13 protein-coding genes are annotated in these 17,095 nt (G+C 38.3%); 4 read left to right on the top strand and 9 right to left on the bottom strand.

Annotated elements, in window-relative coordinates; translation table 11 throughout:
• Window positions 1–28: 28 nt before the first annotated feature.
• From BM179_RS05555 to BM179_RS05545, 3 genes are all read right to left on the bottom strand, one after another.
• On the bottom strand, window positions 29–430 hold the full coding sequence (locus tag BM179_RS05555; protein WP_092013437.1) for an ExbD/TolR family protein: 402 nt from the start codon (window positions 428–430) through the stop codon (window positions 29–31).
• Between the two features lie 93 nt (window positions 431–523).
• The gene (locus BM179_RS05550) at window positions 524–1,249 is read right to left on the bottom strand and encodes a MotA/TolQ/ExbB proton channel family protein (protein WP_092013435.1); all 726 of its coding nucleotides are present in this window, start codon (window positions 1,247–1,249) and stop codon (window positions 524–526) included.
• 317 nt (window positions 1,250–1,566) lie between these two features.
• Entirely contained in the window at window positions 1,567–2,571 is a 1,005-nt protein-coding gene (locus BM179_RS05545) for a Ppx/GppA phosphatase family protein (protein ID WP_310586919.1), read from the bottom strand.
• Between the two features lie 114 nt (window positions 2,572–2,685).
• Here BM179_RS05545 and BM179_RS05540 point away from each other — a divergent pair, with 114 nt between their 5' ends.
• The 3 genes from BM179_RS05540 to BM179_RS05530 all read left to right on the top strand — a co-directional run bounded on the left by BM179_RS05540 (window position 2,686) and on the right by BM179_RS05530 (window position 8,423).
• Complete coding sequence (locus tag BM179_RS05540) at window positions 2,686–3,684, top strand: NAD-dependent epimerase/dehydratase family protein (RefSeq protein WP_092013428.1); 999 nt, start codon at window positions 2,686–2,688, stop codon at window positions 3,682–3,684.
• Between the two features lie 297 nt (window positions 3,685–3,981).
• The gene (locus tag BM179_RS05535; protein WP_310586918.1) at window positions 3,982–5,385 is read left to right on the top strand and encodes a tetratricopeptide repeat protein; all 1,404 of its coding nucleotides are present in this window, start codon (window positions 3,982–3,984) and stop codon (window positions 5,383–5,385) included.
• Window positions 5,386–5,573: 188 nt separating this feature from the next.
• On the top strand, window positions 5,574–8,423 hold the full coding sequence (locus BM179_RS05530; protein ID WP_229632902.1) for a M16 family metallopeptidase: 2,850 nt from the start codon (window positions 5,574–5,576) through the stop codon (window positions 8,421–8,423).
• 87 nt (window positions 8,424–8,510) lie between these two features.
• Here BM179_RS05530 and BM179_RS05525 read toward each other — a convergent pair whose 3' ends face one another.
• From BM179_RS05525 to sufC, 6 genes are all read right to left on the bottom strand, one after another.
• Window positions 8,511–8,927, bottom strand: coding sequence for a BrxA/BrxB family bacilliredoxin (locus tag BM179_RS05525; protein ID WP_092013422.1), 417 nt, complete (start codon window positions 8,925–8,927; stop codon window positions 8,511–8,513).
• Between the two features lie 108 nt (window positions 8,928–9,035).
• Window positions 9,036–9,347: an SUF system Fe-S cluster assembly protein gene (locus BM179_RS05520; protein ID WP_092013419.1), complete on the bottom strand. Its 312-nt coding sequence runs from the start codon at window positions 9,345–9,347 to the stop codon at window positions 9,036–9,038.
• A gap of 124 nt (window positions 9,348–9,471) precedes the next feature.
• On the bottom strand, window positions 9,472–9,882 hold the full coding sequence (locus BM179_RS05515; RefSeq protein WP_092013416.1) for a SufE family protein: 411 nt from the start codon (window positions 9,880–9,882) through the stop codon (window positions 9,472–9,474).
• Window positions 9,883–9,966: 84 nt separating this feature from the next.
• Window positions 9,967–11,202 carry a cysteine desulfurase gene (locus tag BM179_RS05510; RefSeq protein ID WP_092013699.1) on the bottom strand — a complete coding sequence of 412 codons (1,236 nt, stop codon included), beginning with the start codon at window positions 11,200–11,202 and terminating at the stop codon, window positions 9,967–9,969.
• Window positions 11,203–11,311: 109 nt separating this feature from the next.
• The gene (sufD, locus tag BM179_RS05505; protein WP_092013412.1) at window positions 11,312–12,646 is read right to left on the bottom strand and encodes a Fe-S cluster assembly protein SufD; all 1,335 of its coding nucleotides are present in this window, start codon (window positions 12,644–12,646) and stop codon (window positions 11,312–11,314) included.
• Between the two features lie 73 nt (window positions 12,647–12,719).
• A complete protein-coding gene (gene sufC / locus BM179_RS05500) occupies window positions 12,720–13,481 on the bottom strand; it encodes a Fe-S cluster assembly ATPase SufC (RefSeq protein ID WP_092013409.1) in 762 nt (253 codons plus the stop codon).
• Between the two features lie 574 nt (window positions 13,482–14,055).
• Here sufC and BM179_RS05495 point away from each other — a divergent pair.
• Window positions 14,056–16,356 (top strand): DUF11 domain-containing protein, encoded by a 2,301-nt coding sequence (locus BM179_RS05495; RefSeq protein WP_177219306.1) that lies wholly within the window; start codon window positions 14,056–14,058, stop codon window positions 16,354–16,356.
• Window positions 16,357–17,095 lie beyond the last annotated feature (739 nt).

Raw genomic sequence — 17,095 nt, 5'->3', positions numbered from 1 at the left:
AGAATGTGATTCTTTGTAAGAAAGGATATTAGTTTCTCTTTTTATCTGTAGCCATTACCATCGACAAATTCAGACGGGCGGCTATATCATATATTTCAGTAAGATCCTGCACAGTTTTGGTCTTATCGATTCTCAAAACAAGGGTCTCAGCATTTTTTGCTTTTGCCTGCACTGATAAAACACTTTCAAGCTGGTCGTACTGAACGGGACTATCATCGATAAAATAATTCTTATTTTCGTCGACAGTCATTCTTATCACCTCTTTGGGTGTATTTTGAGCTGTACTCGATTCCGGCAATAACAATTTAATCGCATCCGGACTCGCCAGCGTAGAAATCATCAGGAAGAACATTAAAAGGAAAAACAAAATATCCGATAATGCTCCTGTTTCAACTTCTGAATTTTCTCTGGCTCGTTTTCTAAAATTCATATTTTTTCAGTTTCAACGCTCTGAGTAAAATGCCGGATTGCTGCTTTGGTTTTTATACCAGTCTCATCATCAGGATTTACTCAAAAACCAAGGTTATTTAGATGCCGGTTTATGTAAAATATCAAGGAAATCTATCGCAGTCATTTCCATTTTATTCACACCTCTGTCGATCATTGCCGTAAGGATAGTGTATAAAAAGTAAGCGATGATTCCCACAATAAGACCAGTCGCAGAAGTTACCATTTTCTCATAAATACCTCCGGCAATTGTACTGATATCAATTTTATTGGCAATAGAGATATTATGGAAAGTTCTGATCATCCCGGTAACAGTACCAAGGAAACCAAACATTGGTGCTATACGCGCAATCGCATTAAGAATACCCAGGTTTTTTTCCATGTTATAAATCTCAACTCTTGCGGTATTTTCAATAGCATTTTCAATATCACGGATCGGAGAGCCGATTCTTGTCAAGCCTTTTTCCAGCAGCTTGGCAATCGGGAATCTGGAGGTTTTGCAATAGTTTATAGCACCCTGTACATTACCGCTATAAAGCATTTCCTTAATCGTAAACAGGAAATTACTGTCAAGTTTTGCGGCTTTGCTAATGTACAGATACCTTTCGATAAACATAAAAACCGAAACGGCAAAAAGTACAGCAATCGGGATCATTACCCAACCACCTTTCATCAATAGGTCTATGATGGTAAAACTTGCGTCTGAAGCATGAACATTATTAAGTCCATTATTGGTAGCTACTGAGTCAGGCGTAATAGAAGGATTCGCCTGTAATAAGATGGAGTTGAGGGTTGCTAACATATTTGAGCGTAAAAATTTGGGCTTAGACTCGCTTGAGTTGACAATTTGGATTGTTCTGATTGATTAACAAGTTTAACGATTTTTTTTCAGTTTTAGCGTATCACCTTATATTTTCTTGGCTGATCTTTAGTTTACGGAGCTTACAAAAAACACCAAAATGATTGAGCAAAACTGTAATTTCAAATCGTTCAGAAGCAATTTTCCGAAGTTATGACCATTTCAGTTAACAAAAGTATCAATTTTAGAATCAATATTCTATCATATTGTATCCTGCTGTTCCTGAAAACAGGGGCGGAATTTATCTGTATTCCATCTTTTCACCGCGCCAGACTTCTGGATAACACGCCTTCTTTCAGCGCATAGGTGGAAACCTTAATATCCTGAATTTCATACTTTTTCAACACAAACTGAATCAGAAAAACGCCCACGACAATCATATCTACCCGGAGTTCTATCATACCTGGCAAGGCCATACGGCCCGCTCTGTCTAAAGACATAATTTTTTGAAAAGAATCCTGAAATTCGCTCAATGGTAAATCAAATGAGACCAATTCCTTCTCCGGAAAACCTCCCTTCAATTTATGATAATGCAAATCCACAAGTGTTTCAAAAGATCCCGCAGAACCGATCAGTACTTCCGGAGCATATTGATGCACAGCATTTGTTAACGGCAATAATTGCTCTTCCAGAAAATTCTGCATTGATGATAAGGATTTAGGAGAAATCGGATCGACAAACATAAATTTATCCATCAACCGCTGCCCTCCGATTTCAAAACTCTGCTTCCAGAAAATTCTGTCCTCGTCACATAAAATAAATTCCACACTTCCTCCGCCAATATCCATAATCATTGAAGGCCTCTTCCCTATTTCAGTTCCAAGTTTTACTCCGTCATAAATTAAACCTGCCTCCTCATCACCGGAGATTACTTCAACATTTATGCCTGTTGCTGCAAGAATTCTTTCACAAAACTCTGCTCCGTTACTGGCGTTCCTCACGGCGCTGGTAGCCGTGGCACTGATGTTTTCGGTCCGGATTTCAAATTTGTCAAAAAACGGCTGAAAATACTGCAAAGCAATGATTGCCCGCTCTATACCTTCTTCTGTAATAATTCCATTCGAAATTCCCCCTTTCCCGATCTTGGCCGCATACTGGTCTTCATGAAGAGTCTTAAAATTACTTCCCGACTGTTCAACAATCAGAAGCTGGAAGGTGTTAGTACCTAAATCTATGATAGCTTTTCTGTGATTCATCTGAATGATAATGGAAATTTCTTCGCAATATGGTCCTAAAGATTGATTTGGCCTGAAGATTTTCTTCAAAAACAAAGGCTTTTGGTCAATCTGAACTACTGTCCTGAAATTTCATGATACAATGTTTGAGACAAAGTTCGCAAGTTTGGTGTTGTTCAGCAAATCAGCTGTTATCTTTGTGTTATGATACTCATTACAGGCATAAATGGATTAGTCGGAAGTTTTGTTGCCAGATACTTTCTGGAAGAAGGAGAAAAAGTTGCCGGATTCAAACGCCCGGAAAGCGATTTATCCCTTTTGAAAGGATTGGAAGATCAGATTACCTGGTTTGAAGGTGATATACTGGATGTACTTTCTCTGGAAGAAGCTATTTCCAAAGCCGATTATGTAGTGCATACTGCCGCAATGGTTTCCTTTGCTCCGAAAGACCGGAACAAAATGTTAAGAATCAATGTTGAAGGAACGGCAAATGTTGTCAATATGTGTTTGCTGTATAAGGTTAAAAAGCTTTGTTTTGTCAGTTCAGTAGCAGCTATCGGCCGGAAATTTTCAAATGGAGCCAGCGACACATCCAATCTTATTGATGAAAAGGCGCAATGGGAAGAATCTCCTTTAAATTCTAATTATGCCAAGTCCAAATACCAGGCCGAACTTGAAGTATGGCGCGGGGTTGCTGAAGGGCTTGATGCGGTTGTGGTAAATCCTTCCATTATTCTTGGCGAGGCCGACTGGTATAAAAGCAGTACACAGTTATTCAAGTATGTATATGACGAGAATAAATATTATACCGGAGGTACTATCAATTATGTAGATGTTCAGGATGTAGCGGAAATTATCTATAAATTATTACATTCTGATATAGTTAACGAGCGTTTTATCCTCAACGGAGGAACTCTTTCTTACAAACAGTTCTTTGAGAAAGTTGCTTCGGGTTTTGGCAGGAAAGCACCTTCTAAAGAAATATCAGGTTTTTTATCACAAATTGCCTGGAGGGTTGAAGCGCTGAGAAGTCTTTTTACCGGAAAAGCACCGCTAATTACCAAAGAGACAGCACAATCCGCCAATTTAAATTTCATTTACCCCAGCCAAAAGATCAGAAAAGAACTGAATTTTGAGTTTACACTTTTAGATGAAACAATCGAAAGAATCTGTAAAAATCTTAAAGCAAAAGTGTCAGATTGAAATTTTCATATTTTTTCTTACCCAAATCTAATCCACAGTTCCAGACCTAACTATCTGACATTTAGAATTTTGTAAAACTTAAAAGAGGCATTTCAAAAAGTCTCATCCAAATTTTTATCAGGTTAATTTTCAGCCCTGAAAGATTTGGTGGAATCGAACTTTTTCTTTATCTTGGTTTGTATAATTAACAATAAATGTTTGCTAAATCCGGATAATTGTGCTCTTCAAAACAACGTAACAAGATCCTTTACTGCATCCTGAAACGTTAAATATTTAAAGAACAACACCCAAAAATTTATGATGGAACAAGATTTCGAAGATCGCCAGGAAGATGTACTTCACTCTGTGAGGCGTTATGAGACCATGCTCAATCGTCGGGAGAGTTCATTTTTTGATTTAGATACATACGAACAAATTGTAGAACATTATATGTTTGAAGGCAAGATTGAGGATGCAAGTCAGGCCTGTGACATTGCTTTGGAACAGTATCCTTATTCGCTTGAACTGATGCTCAATAAGGCTCAGCTGCTTGCCAATCTTTCCAAATTTGATGAAGCCCTGGAAGTTCTGAACAAAGCTTCTCTTTTTAACCCTTCAGACCTGGATATTCTTTATATGAAAGGTACTATCTACGGGATTTCCGGAGATTACCCTGCCTCAATAGAATTACTGAATCAGGTGCTGGAACATGCGGACGATAAAGATGATGTGCATTACCACATTGGTCTGGCATATCAGAGCTGGGGAAAACACAGAGAAGCTGTAGATTCTTTCAAAAAAGCCATTGAAATTAATATGGCCAATGAGAATGCGCTATATGAACTTGCTTCAAGTCTCGATGAAATCGGAAAACTTGAGGAAAGTCTCCCTTATTACCAGCAGTTTATCGACAAGGATCCTTTTTCACATAATGCCTGGTACTTTATTGGTATTGCCTATTCTAAACTTCACCGTTATGAAGATGCTGCCGATGCTTATGAATACGCAATTGCCATAAAAGACGATTTCGCTTCTGCTTATTTTAATTTGGGAAATGCCTATATGAATCTCCTGAATTTTGCCAGAGCCGAAGAAAACTACAGGTTTTGTCTTGAACATGAAGACATAACTCCTGAAGTTTACTGCTGCCTCGGGGCGAGCATTGAAAGACAGGAACGTTATGAAGAAGCCATTCATTATTATAAGGAATCCATTAAACTCGATTCTCTCTGGGATGATGGTTATTTCGGCGTTGGCGTTTGTCTGAGCGCTATGGGAAAATGGCTGGAAGCAATACATTTCCTGAAAAAAGCCTTAAAACTTGATGACAAAAACTCTTATTACTGGCTGGCATTAGCCGATACAGAAGCCAAACTCGGTAATACTGTTTCCGCTATCGAGGCTTATCAGCAATCAGCAGAACTTGAACCTTTAAATATTGATACATGGGTTCAATGGTCATTACTTTATTATGCACAGGAAGATTATAACCGTGCAGCAGAGATTATTCTTTCCGGAATCGATGAATTACCTGAAGAAGCAGAATTGTACTACAGAGCTGCCATTTATCTTTACAAATCTGATAAAATAAAGGACGCAATTCTGTATCTGGAAACAGGTTTAATTATCAATCACGATCAGCATGAAATAATTTTTGAATACATTACAAATCTGGAATCGCAGAAGAAAATCTTCAAAATCATAGAGCATTATAAAAAGTAATATTACTTACCAAAACAAAGAGAGCTTTCAAAATTCGAAAGCTCTCTTTGTTTTTTACAGCTTAAAGCAGACCTTTCATCACATTTTTTCAAGATTTTATCATTGTTTTTACTAGTTTACGAAAAATTGCGGTTCATGTTCTGAATATTTCAGGACGACCATTAGTCCATTTATTAACTTAATCAACTATGCTAAATCTAAGACCTCTTCTATTGATTGGCTCTATGGCAGTCTGTCTGCCCGGCATTGCTCAGAAAAAAACAACAAAGTCCCAGCCCGGGCCTGCAACGGATGTTGCGGTAAAAAGTTCTCAGAAAGCAGTTACGCTCCCAGCCCCTGAAAAAGTTACTTCTGCAGAAGGAATTACAGAATACAAACTGGCCAACGGCTTAAGAGTTCTCTTATTTCCGGATCCTTCCAAACAAACTGTCACAGTTAATATCACTTATCTTGTAGGATCAAGAAATGAAGGATACGGCGAAACCGGTATGTCTCACTTACTGGAACATCTTGTATTTAAAGGGACTCCGAAACATCAGAATATTCCTCAGGAATTGACCTCTCACGGAGCACGTCCGAACGGAACCACCTGGAACGACAGAACTAATTATTTTGAAACATTTGCTGCAACAGACGAGAACCTTGAATGGGCTCTGGATCTTGAGTCAGACAGAATGATCAATTCCTATATCGCCAAAAAGGATCTTGACACTGAAATGACGGTTGTCCGTAATGAATTCGAAATGGGAGAAAATGATCCCGGCAGTATTTTATTGGAAAGGGTTTTCTCTACAGCATATTTATGGCATAATTACGGTAATTCTACCATCGGTGCACGCTCTGATATCGAAAAAGTTCCCATCGAAAACCTTCAGGCTTATTATCACAAATACTATCAGCCAGATAATGCAGTATTATTGGTTGCCGGAAAAATTGATCCGGACAAGGTATTGAAAATGGTAAACGAGAAATTCGGAGTTATTCCCAGACCTGCCAGAAAACTGGATTTAACGCATACTGAAGAACCAACTCAAGACGGAGAACGTCAGGTTACTTTGAGAAGAACCGGAGACGTTCAGTATGTAATTACCGGTTATCATATTCCATCTGCTTTACATCCTGATTATGTAGTTTCAGACATCATGCTTGACATTCTGACAGATGCTCCATCAGGAAGATTGTACAAGGCTTTAATTGATACGAAACTGGCAACACAGCAGTACGGAGGAAGTTTCCAGACGAAAGAACCTTCACTGGCATTCTTTGGTGCTGAAATCCTGAAAGATAAATCTATCGATAGCGTCAAAACTGTCCTGATTGATGTTGTTGAAAACTTCGGAAAAACAGCTCCAACCAAGGAAGAAGTTGACAGAAGTATTACAAAGCAATTGAAAAATATCGATTTATTGCTTAATAATACGGAACGTGTAGGTACATTCTTAAGTGAATTTATTGCTTTGGGAGACTGGAGAATGATTTTCTATTTAAGAGATCAATACAAAAAAGTAAAACCTGAAGATGTTCAGAAAGTTGCTCAGAAATACCTCAGAACCAGCAACAGAACATTAGGTTTATTCTATCCTACAGAAAAACCTGAACGTGCAGAAATCCCTGAAGCGCAGGATGTTACCACACTTCTGAAAGATTTCAAAGGCGGTACAGGAGTGGCACAGGGTGAGGTATTTGACCCTTCTCCTTCTAACATTGATAGCCGTACTGTGAAAAGTGATATCGGAGGCGTAAAATTGTCACTTCTTCAGAAAAAGACCAGAGGAAATGTAGTAAATGCTAATCTTACCCTGCGTTTCGGAGACGAAAAGTCTTTAACCGGGAAATCTGTTATTGCGGATTATACGGCTGATTTACTGACCAAAGGAACCACTAAACATACGCGTCAGGAATGGAAAGATGAATTGGATAAATTAAAGGCCCGTGTCAATTTCACAGGTGGTCCGACTCAGGTAAACATAACGATTGAAACAACAAAAGAGAACTTTCCTGCGGCGTTAAAATTAGTAGTTGAAGCGCTTAAAGAGCCTGTATTCCCGGCCGATGAACTTGAGAAACTACGTCAGGAAAATATTTCAGCACTGGAAACCCAAAAATCTGATCCACAGGGAAAAGTTACTGATGCAATGGCCGAACTGCTTCGTTTCTATCCAAAAGGTCATCCGAATTACCAGAGTACAATCGACGAAAAACTTGTTGATTACAAAGCCGTGAAACTGGATGAAGTAAAGCAATTCTACAAAGATTTTTATGGTGCTTCCAATGCCATTTTATCTGTAGTAGGTGATTTCGATGAAAAAGCGCTGAAAGATATTGTTACGGCTGATTTCTCTAACTGGAAATCTCCTAAACCATTTACACGGGTAGCTAACCCTTACCACGAAGTAAAAGCGCAGAATAAATCAGTTGAAGCACCGGATAAAGCCAACGCTTTCTTTATTGCAATTCAACCTTTGAAAATTAGTGAAACTGATCCAGATTACGCTGCCCTTACGATGGCTAATTATATGCTTGGCGGCGGTTTCCTGAATTCACGCCTCGCTACAAGAATCCGTCAGAAAGAAGGTATTTCTTATGGAGTAGGTTCTCAGCTCTCAGCCCACCCTATCGACAATTCGGGTACTTTCCTTACTTATGCAATTTATGCACCTGAAAATGCCGCAAGACTTGAGGCTGCATTTAAAGAAGAAATGGAAAAGACCCTGAAAGATGGTTTTACCGCAACAGAACTGGAAGAAGCCAGAAAAGGTTATTTACAGAGCCGTCAGGTTGGCCGTGCTCAGGATAATGCACTTTCAGGAAAACTGGCAAATTATGCTTATTTGAACAGAACACTGAAATGGGATGAAGATTTTGAAAATAAAATCAAAGCTTTAACTCCTGAGTCTATCCTCACTGCAATGCGCAAGAATATTGATTTGTCAAAAATATCCATTCTGAAATCCGGTGATTTTGAAGGTGCCGCTAAAAAGGCAGCGGAGAAAAAGACTCAGACCGGAGCGATGGAAGGAGCTCCCAAGAAAGACTAAGTCTGAAATTTAAGTACAAAAAGAGCGGTTGAAATCTGATTTCAACCGCTCTTTTTATGATGTGATGATGTTTTTATTCTTTAAATATTAAGCACAAAACTCATCAAATACCATTTCCAGATGCTGAGCAATCATATCAGCAGAACGGCCTTCAATGTGATGACGCTCTACAAAATGCACCAATTCTCCATCTTTAAATAAAGCGATAGAAGGAGATGACGGAGGATATGGCAATGTATATTCGCGAGCTTTCAGAGTAGCTTCCTGATCAACGCCTGCAAAAACTGTCACTAAATGCTCAGGTTTTTTGGCAGAATTCCAAACAGCCTCTTTCACACCAGGACGTGCAGTTCTTGCCGAACAACCACATACCGAATTGATAAACAATAATGTAGTGCCTTTTTCAGCTAAAACCTCTTCAACCTCACTGGCTGATTTTAATTCCTGGAAACCTCCCTGCACGATATCTTCACGCATCGGGGCTACTAAATGTTCTGGGTACATATTTTCTTAAATTATTATATTTTGAATGATAAATAACGGAATGAGTAAGCTGAATTAAATTTTATTCATTCTGCTGCTTAAAAGGGTCAGCCCCAACATTCAACATTTTTACATAAAACCAAGTTCCAATTTTGCTACTTCCGACATCATATCCTGAGAATAAGGAGGATCGAAAGTTAACTCTACACTTACATCTGAAATACCTTCAATCTCTCTGATCTTTTGTTCAACCTCTCCCGGAATTGCTTCAGCAGAAGGGCACGAAGGAGATGTAAGCGTCATTAAAACATATACGTTATTAACCGGAAATATCTTTATATCGTAAATCAACCCCAATTCATATACATCCACTGGTATTTCAGGATCATATACTCCTTTCAGCGCCTTTATTACTTCTTCTTTTAATTCTGATTCTGTCATGGTAAAACGGCATTACACCGTGAATTAATGAATCCTTTTACAAGACCTTATTCCTATCCTGAACTTATTTTGTCCGGACGATTTATTACATTTATCCAGTTTCTTCTTTTATTAAAACCTTAGCTTATTGATAGGCTAAAGCATAAATTTTCATTTGTTTCACCATAGAAGCCAGTCCGTTTGAGCGGGTTTGTGCCAGATGCTGACTCATTCCTATCTTGTCAATGAAATAAAGATCTGCATCATATATTTCCTGAGGTGTATGACCTGACAAAACTCTGATAAGCATATGCACCAGACCTTTTACGATAATTGCCTCAGAATCAGCTTCAAAAACAAGCTTCTCATTCTCTTTTCTGGCGTTCAGCCAAACTCTGCTCTGGCAGCCTTTTATGATATTATCTTCTGTTTTCTGCTCTTCGGGCATACCTTCAAGCTTTTTGCCCAAATCAATAATATATTCGTACTTATCGGCCCAATCATCAAATAACTCAAACTCTTCAATGATTTCGTCCTGTGTCTCGTTAATTGTCATTATCATTTCAAATTTTTCCGAACCTCTCTCCCTTTTTCAAATATTTAATCACTTCTCCGGAAAGCTAAAACTATCCACTGAAACTTATTTAAGCATTTTAATCGTTTTATGCAGACCTGCAACGAGTCGGTCAATTTCTTCTGTTGTATTGTAAACGGCAAATGAAGCCCTCGAAGTTCCTAAAATATTAAATCTTTGCATCAAAGGTTGAGTACAATGGTGTCCGGTTCTTACTGCAATGCCTTGATTATCAAGCAAAACGCCAATATCCTGATGATGAATACCATCAATTACAAAACTCAAAACTGAAATTTTATTTTTGGCATTACCGATAATTCTCAAACCTTCTATTTCCCTCAGTTGATCTGTTGCATAGTTCAGAAGCATGTTTTCATGTGCTGCAATATTCTCCCTGCCCAATTTATCTGTATATTCCAGTGCAGTTTTCAAAGCCACTACATCTGCAATATTTGGTGTTCCGGCTTCAAATTTATAGGGTAATTCATTGTAAGTCGTTTTCTCAAAAGTAACTTCTTTAATCATTTCCCCGCCACCCATGTAAGGAGGCATTGCATTCAGAATATCCTTTTTCCCGTACAAAACTCCCATTCCTGTAGGCCCGTAAAGTTTATGTGCAGAAAACACATAAAAATCTACATCCAAAGCCTGAACATCAATATTGATATGGGAAGTAGCCTGAGCACCATCAACCAGTACTTTTGCACCGAACTTATGTGCCAGGTCAACAATCGTTTTTACAGGATTAATCGTTCCTAATGAATTGGAGACATGATTAAATGACACAAGTTTTACTTTTTCAGAAAGAAGTTTTTCAAAAGCTTCCAGATCGAGTTCACCCTCATCCGAAACCGGAATTACCTTTAATACGATACCCTTCTCCTCACAAAGCATTTGCCAGGGTACAATATTGGAATGGTGTTCCATCCCCGAAATGATAATTTCATCTCCGGCATTGATAAACTTTCTTCCGTAGGTACTTGCTACAAGGTTAATTCCCTGCGTAGTACCGGAGGTAAAAATAATCTCTTCGGTAGAAGACGCTCCCAAAAAATCCCTGATTGCTGTTCTCGATGCCTCAAAATCCCGGGTTGCTCTTTCAGCAAGCGTGTGGATTCCACGGTGAATATTAGCATTGTCAAAATTATAATAATGAGCAATGGCATTAATTACCGGAGTAGGCTTCTGAGTAGTAGCAGCATTATCAAAATAAACCAATTTTTTACCATTGATCTCCTGATCGAGGATTGGAAAATCAGCTCTGATTTCCTGAATATTTAAAATATCGGTGATCGTCTCCATATGAATCATACTTTAAGAATAAGCAAATGTCTTTCTCTCCTCTTCAATATACATCAACAGACATTTGCTTAAATACTTTCAATTTGGTAATGGCTAAAACCCTCTTACCTTAGGAATTATGAATTTTTTCAATAATCAAACCTTCCAGATACTCTTTAATGGCAGGAATCTGCATTTTATCAATTACTTCCTGGGCAAAAGCCAGCATCAGCAATGATTTTGCAGAATCTTTAGAAATCCCGCGCGACTGCATATAGAACAAAGCATCATTGTTCAACTGGCCGGTAGTTGTTCCGTGAGAACATTTCACGTCATCTGCCCAGATTTCCAACTGAGGCTTGGTATTCATGGAAGCCTCGTCTGAAGCCAATACATTTTTACAGGACTGGAAGGCATTTGTTTTTTGCGCTGCCTGTCTTACAAAAATCTTTCCATTAAATACTCCTGTTGATTTATCCTTTAAAATACCTTTGTATAATTCGTTTGAAACCGAATTAGGACGAATATGATCTACAGAAGTGTGATTATCAACATGCTGTCTTCCGTTTGGAATATACAAACCAAACATATTAGACTCGCAGTTTTCTCCGTCAGATTTGATATTCAGGTTATTGCGGACAAATCCTCCGTTCGCTGTTACCGTATTGGCGCTGAATACAGAACGGTTTGACTGATATACAGTTGTTGTTCCGATATGAAACGACTTATCGGTTTCATTCTGTACTTTATAATAATCTACATTAGCGTCTTCATCAACAATAATTTCTGTTACTGAATTCGTAAATGCTACATTTTCTCCGAAAGATCTGAAAGCTTCAGCAATTTTTACCTGCGAACGTTTTCCAACGACAACAAGGTTACGGGGCTGAGAAGCTGTATTGGCCGTTCTGGTATCAGTAATAAAGCGCAGAATTACCGGCGTTTCAACTAACTTATTTTCCGGAACATATACAAAAACACCATTCTGGGCAAAAGCTGTATTTAAAGCAGTAAATGCATTATTCTGAAAATCAGAGTGTTTGGCAAAATATTTCTCAACAAGTTCTGATTTCTGTTTGACAGCATCTGCAAACGTCAATATCTGTAATTCTGAAGAAGAACTTACAATATTCGATAACTCAGCATTATAGATACCGTTGATAAAGTATAAAATATTGCCTTCTAAATTCGGAATAGCCAATTGTTCCAAATCTCCCAAAGTAATTGCCGAACCTGCATTAAATTCATACGACTCATTAACCAGAGATTTTACATTGGAATATTTCCATTCTTCATGTTTGGTAGTCGGGAAACCCAATTGATCAAAAGCCTTCAATGCCTCCTGACGTACCTGATGAATAGCCGTTTTGGCCTCACCATTCATACGGCTTTCAGCAATCTGAAAGTCGGCAATTAACTGAGCCTTTAAACTGGATGCACCCAGATCTTTATTTTCAAAATTCATTTTTAACCGATGTTTTATGTTTGATTTGAATAGCCTGTTCTCATTTCTAAAAAACAGGAATCAATCATCGAAATTACTCTACCGCCTCTCCCAACTCTTCTTTAATCCAGTCATAGCCTTTTTCTTCCAGTTCGAAAGCAAGTTCTTTGGTTCCGGATTTAACAATACGGCCTTTATATAAAACATGAACAAAATCAGGCACGATATAATCCAGCAAACGTTGATAGTGCGTAACTACGATTGTAGCATTATCAGGAGATTTCAATTTATTAACACCCTCTGCTACGATACGTAAAGCATCAATATCAAGTCCTGAATCTGTCTCATCCAGAATAGCTAATTTCGGAGCAAGAACAGCCATCTGGAATATTTCATTTCTCTTTTTCTCACCACCTGAGAAACCTTCGTTTAATGAACGGTTTAACAAAGACTGGTCAATATTTACATAAGACATTTTCTGCTTAAACATCTTCAGAAACTGAACTGCATCCATTGGTTCTTCTCCACGGTATTTACGGATCTCATTTACAGCAGTTTTCAAAAAGTTTGTAGTAGAAACCCCAGGGATTTCAATTGGATATTGGAAAGCTAAGAAAATTCCTTCGGCAGCACGCTCTTCTGCAGCAAGATCTAATAAGTCTTTTCCGAAAAATTCTACTGAACCTCCGGTTACTTCATAATCTTCACGACCAGCTAAAACTGATGCTAAGGTACTTTTTCCTGAGCCGTTCGGTCCCATAATTGCATGTACCTCTCCAGCCTTAACTTCTAAGTTAATTCCTTTCAGAATCTCTTTTTCTCCGATTCTTGCCTGTAAGTTATTTATTTTAAGCATTGTATAGTTTTATTTTCAACTCTTCCTTGAAATTTATGCAAAATTAAATATTGTATTTTTTAAATACTACATTTTATTTAGAACAACTCTAAACAAATGAAAAAAGTTTTTGTTCCTCTCCTTAATAACTGAGGGACAAGGCTTTGCAAATAGGCTTTCTTAATTCCTATTTAATGAGAAACATCATTTTTTTATTAAAGATTTCAGAAAAGAAGCAATTTCCCTGATTTTAATTTAACAAATTTACGAAAATTCACCGTTATTTCAGCGAATCAGTACCTTATCCGCATTCCGCTGTTGATCGGTCCTTTCATCTTCCTATTTATCTGCCCTTACCGGGAATTTTAAAAATTCAGCCTTCAAATCCTGTCGCTTATTTGGTAAATTCTTTTTTTAAAATATTTTTTTACAAAACAAACAACTGGCACAATTCTTGATAAATCTTCATCGAGCATATGAAAAAGAGACCGATTAATTCCGCCAATTAATCCTGATTTTTTTCTTAAAAATTAAAAATTTAGATAAGGATTAATGGGCAATGAAAATTAGTATTTAACTAAAAATCATAATGCTCATGAAAAAAATTACTAACTCACTTTACGTACTACTCTTTTTCTTCTGTAGTATCTCATCAATTCTAGCCCAGACTCAAACACTTGAGGACAATAAGATCTGTATGGATCCGATCGTTGGGACAGGCGTTTTCATTAACGGATCAAATACCGGACTTTGCGTAGGCTGTACTACAGCTGATGGTGCCAACACCGTTGATGGTGACTTGTCGAACTACTCTACTTTAACTACCGGTATTTCCCTGCTAGGTGGTGGATCAGCAATTTCGGTTAAAGATCCAAATCAGTATTATCCGGGTGGTAATCAGGTCGGTTTTGTAATCAGCCCGCAGGGTGGTTTATTAAACGCTTCAGTCCTAGGAAGTCTCCAAATTAGAACGTATAGAAATGGCGTTCTTCAGGAAACCTCCTCAACCAGTGGCTCTCCGGTTCTTGCGGCAGGCCTGTTAGGAGGAAGTAACGGAAAAGCTATTTTAAGCTTTACTACTACTGCCGGTAAGGATTTCGATGAGGTTCAGCTTTATGCAGCGTCTACATTAGGTGCTCTGTCAAGCATTCGTGTATATTATGCCTTTGAAGGCCCTTCTTCATGCGCACAAGACTGTGCCAGTCCGCTAACTACCGGTTATACAGCTTCTAAATTAAGTCCTTCAGGTCTTCTTTGCGTAGGAAGTACTGCCTCTAATGAAGCTAACCTTGTCAATGCAAGCTTAACTGACAATGCGAACATCAGCCTTCTTTTAGGTTTAGGTTGTAGCGGTTATATGCAGGTTCTTAACAGTTCAACTCAGATTGCAGCAGGAACTGAAGCAGGTTTCGTAATAGAAAGCGGAAGTGGTTTACTCAATCTGACCTTACTGGGAGGGTTAAGTATTCAGACGCTTAATTCCAGCGGCGGGGTAGTCGAAAATGTCAGTTCTTCCAGCCTTTTAGGGGTAGGATTATTACCGGGTTCTACTACAAAATACCGTCTCGGATTTAAAACAACACAACCTTTCTATGGTGTGAGAATAACTTCTAGCAGCCTTGCAGGCGTTGCCTCAAACCTCAACATTTATTACGCATATATCGAAACAGATGCAGACAACGACGGAATTGCTGATTGTCTGGATAAATGTCCTGGCGGTAATGATTTGTTAGATGCGGACGGAGATGGTATTCCTAACAGCTGTGATAATAACCAAATCAATATTTCTGTTTCGAAAACTGCTACTCCTTCTTCAGGTGCTGTTGCATTAAATACCAATGTAACATTCGCTGTTAAAGTACAAAACAATTCAACCGTAGCCCCTACAGGATTGAAAATCAAAGACTTACTTCCTGCCGGCCTGACATTTGTCAGCAAAACTGTTCCAACCGGAACTTTCTATGATGAAACAACCGGTATCTGGAATATTGGTAGTGCGTTAACGGGTGGAGTAACCTCTTCTCTGACTTTGACTATCGTCGCAAAAGCTGCCTCTACCGGGGTATTATTTAACTCTGCTACTGTTAACGCAAGTAATGAGACAAACCTGGGAGCAATCAATACAGCTTCTGCCTGTGTGAGTGTACCTGAAAAACTTTGTCCGGGAGATTCATTAAAACTGCATGCTCCTACAGGATATACCTCATTCTTCTGGTACAATAATGGTGTTCTTATTCCTGGTGCTACTGACTCTACTTATACCGTTAAAGCTGCCGGTTCTTATACCGTTAGTGCAAGCAGTGCATCAAGCTGTCCTTCAGGAAACTGTTGTCCGGTGATTGTTGAAATGAATACTCCTCCTGCTCCTGTTCGTACTAATGTTAGTGTCTGTGCGGGAACACCTGCTACGCTGACAGCTTCAGGCGGTGTGACTTATCTCTGGAGTACCGGCGAAACAACGTCTTCTATCAGCGTAACGCCATCATTTAATACGATTTACACTGTAACAAAAGTAACCGCAGAAGGTTGTTCTGTTACTGATACAGTGGGTGTAACAGCGAACCCAGCTCCTTCTCTTGCAGGTGCAGTGTCAATCTGTAGTGATAACGGCACGCCTTCAAACCCTGGAGATGATACATTCACCTTCACTTTGAACCCAAGTGGCGGCAGTGGTACAACTTATACTATTACGGGAAGTGTTACAGGTGGCCCGATCGCATATGGATCGGTAAGTTCGGCCTTTGGTCCATACAGTATTGCAGCTGGTGCTAAAACCATCAACATCGTAGATGCCAATGGTTGTGCGCTGAACAATGTTTCAATTACGCCGCCAAGTACCTGTTCAAGCTGTCAACCGGATATTTGTATTCCAATAACAGTTACAAGAATTCATTAAACCAATCGATCATCCCCTTGATTAACACCAGAATTTGATAAACATCAACCATAAAATAGAGTGCATCACCGTACTTTATTTTATGGTTGAAAAAAACCTCTACAAAGAAATTCAGGAGTTTACAACTCTAAAGAAATTCACTGCAAAACCAGTCTTCAGAAAAATATCATTTCAGAAAAGATATCAGAAAACTGAAGCGAATGTAAAAAATTAAAAATGCGGACGGGGATGGGTTGGGAAGAAGTTTGTGAGCGAGGTTAACCCTAACTCTATATATGCAAATCTCCAGGTTAATAACCTGGGGATTTCTTTTCAGATTTTACAGATTATCTAAACCATTGACTTAATTCCTCTCTTTGTTGTTTTCTCAAAATTATCAGGAAGTCGTTTGAATTCAGAACTTTCTGAAAAAGAAAATTGCCTTACCGTAAATCCTTAAATCTGACAAGGTAAAAAATCATAAATATTAATTCACCGCTTAAAACCTGATTTTAAAAATTTCATACAATTTTCAAAACATTTCAGTGAGAATTGAAGTATATAGTTAGTAAAATGTCTAATTTTATGCAACATTGTGACAAAAAAAATAACAATTGGGTATAAATGGAGAATTTTTAAGATATATGCGAAAATAATTCATTTAAAAATTGAAAATGAAAAAAAATCAGAGTAAGTTTAAATTTTGAGAAGTATTTTATTCCCCGGCTAAATTTATCAGCATGGAATAATTCTCAAGTCT

This window comes from Pseudarcicella hirudinis, from assembly GCF_900115665.1.
Classification (GTDB): domain Bacteria; phylum Bacteroidota; class Bacteroidia; order Cytophagales; family Spirosomataceae; genus Pseudarcicella; species Pseudarcicella hirudinis.
This window is presented reverse-complemented; position numbering and strand designations above follow the sequence as displayed.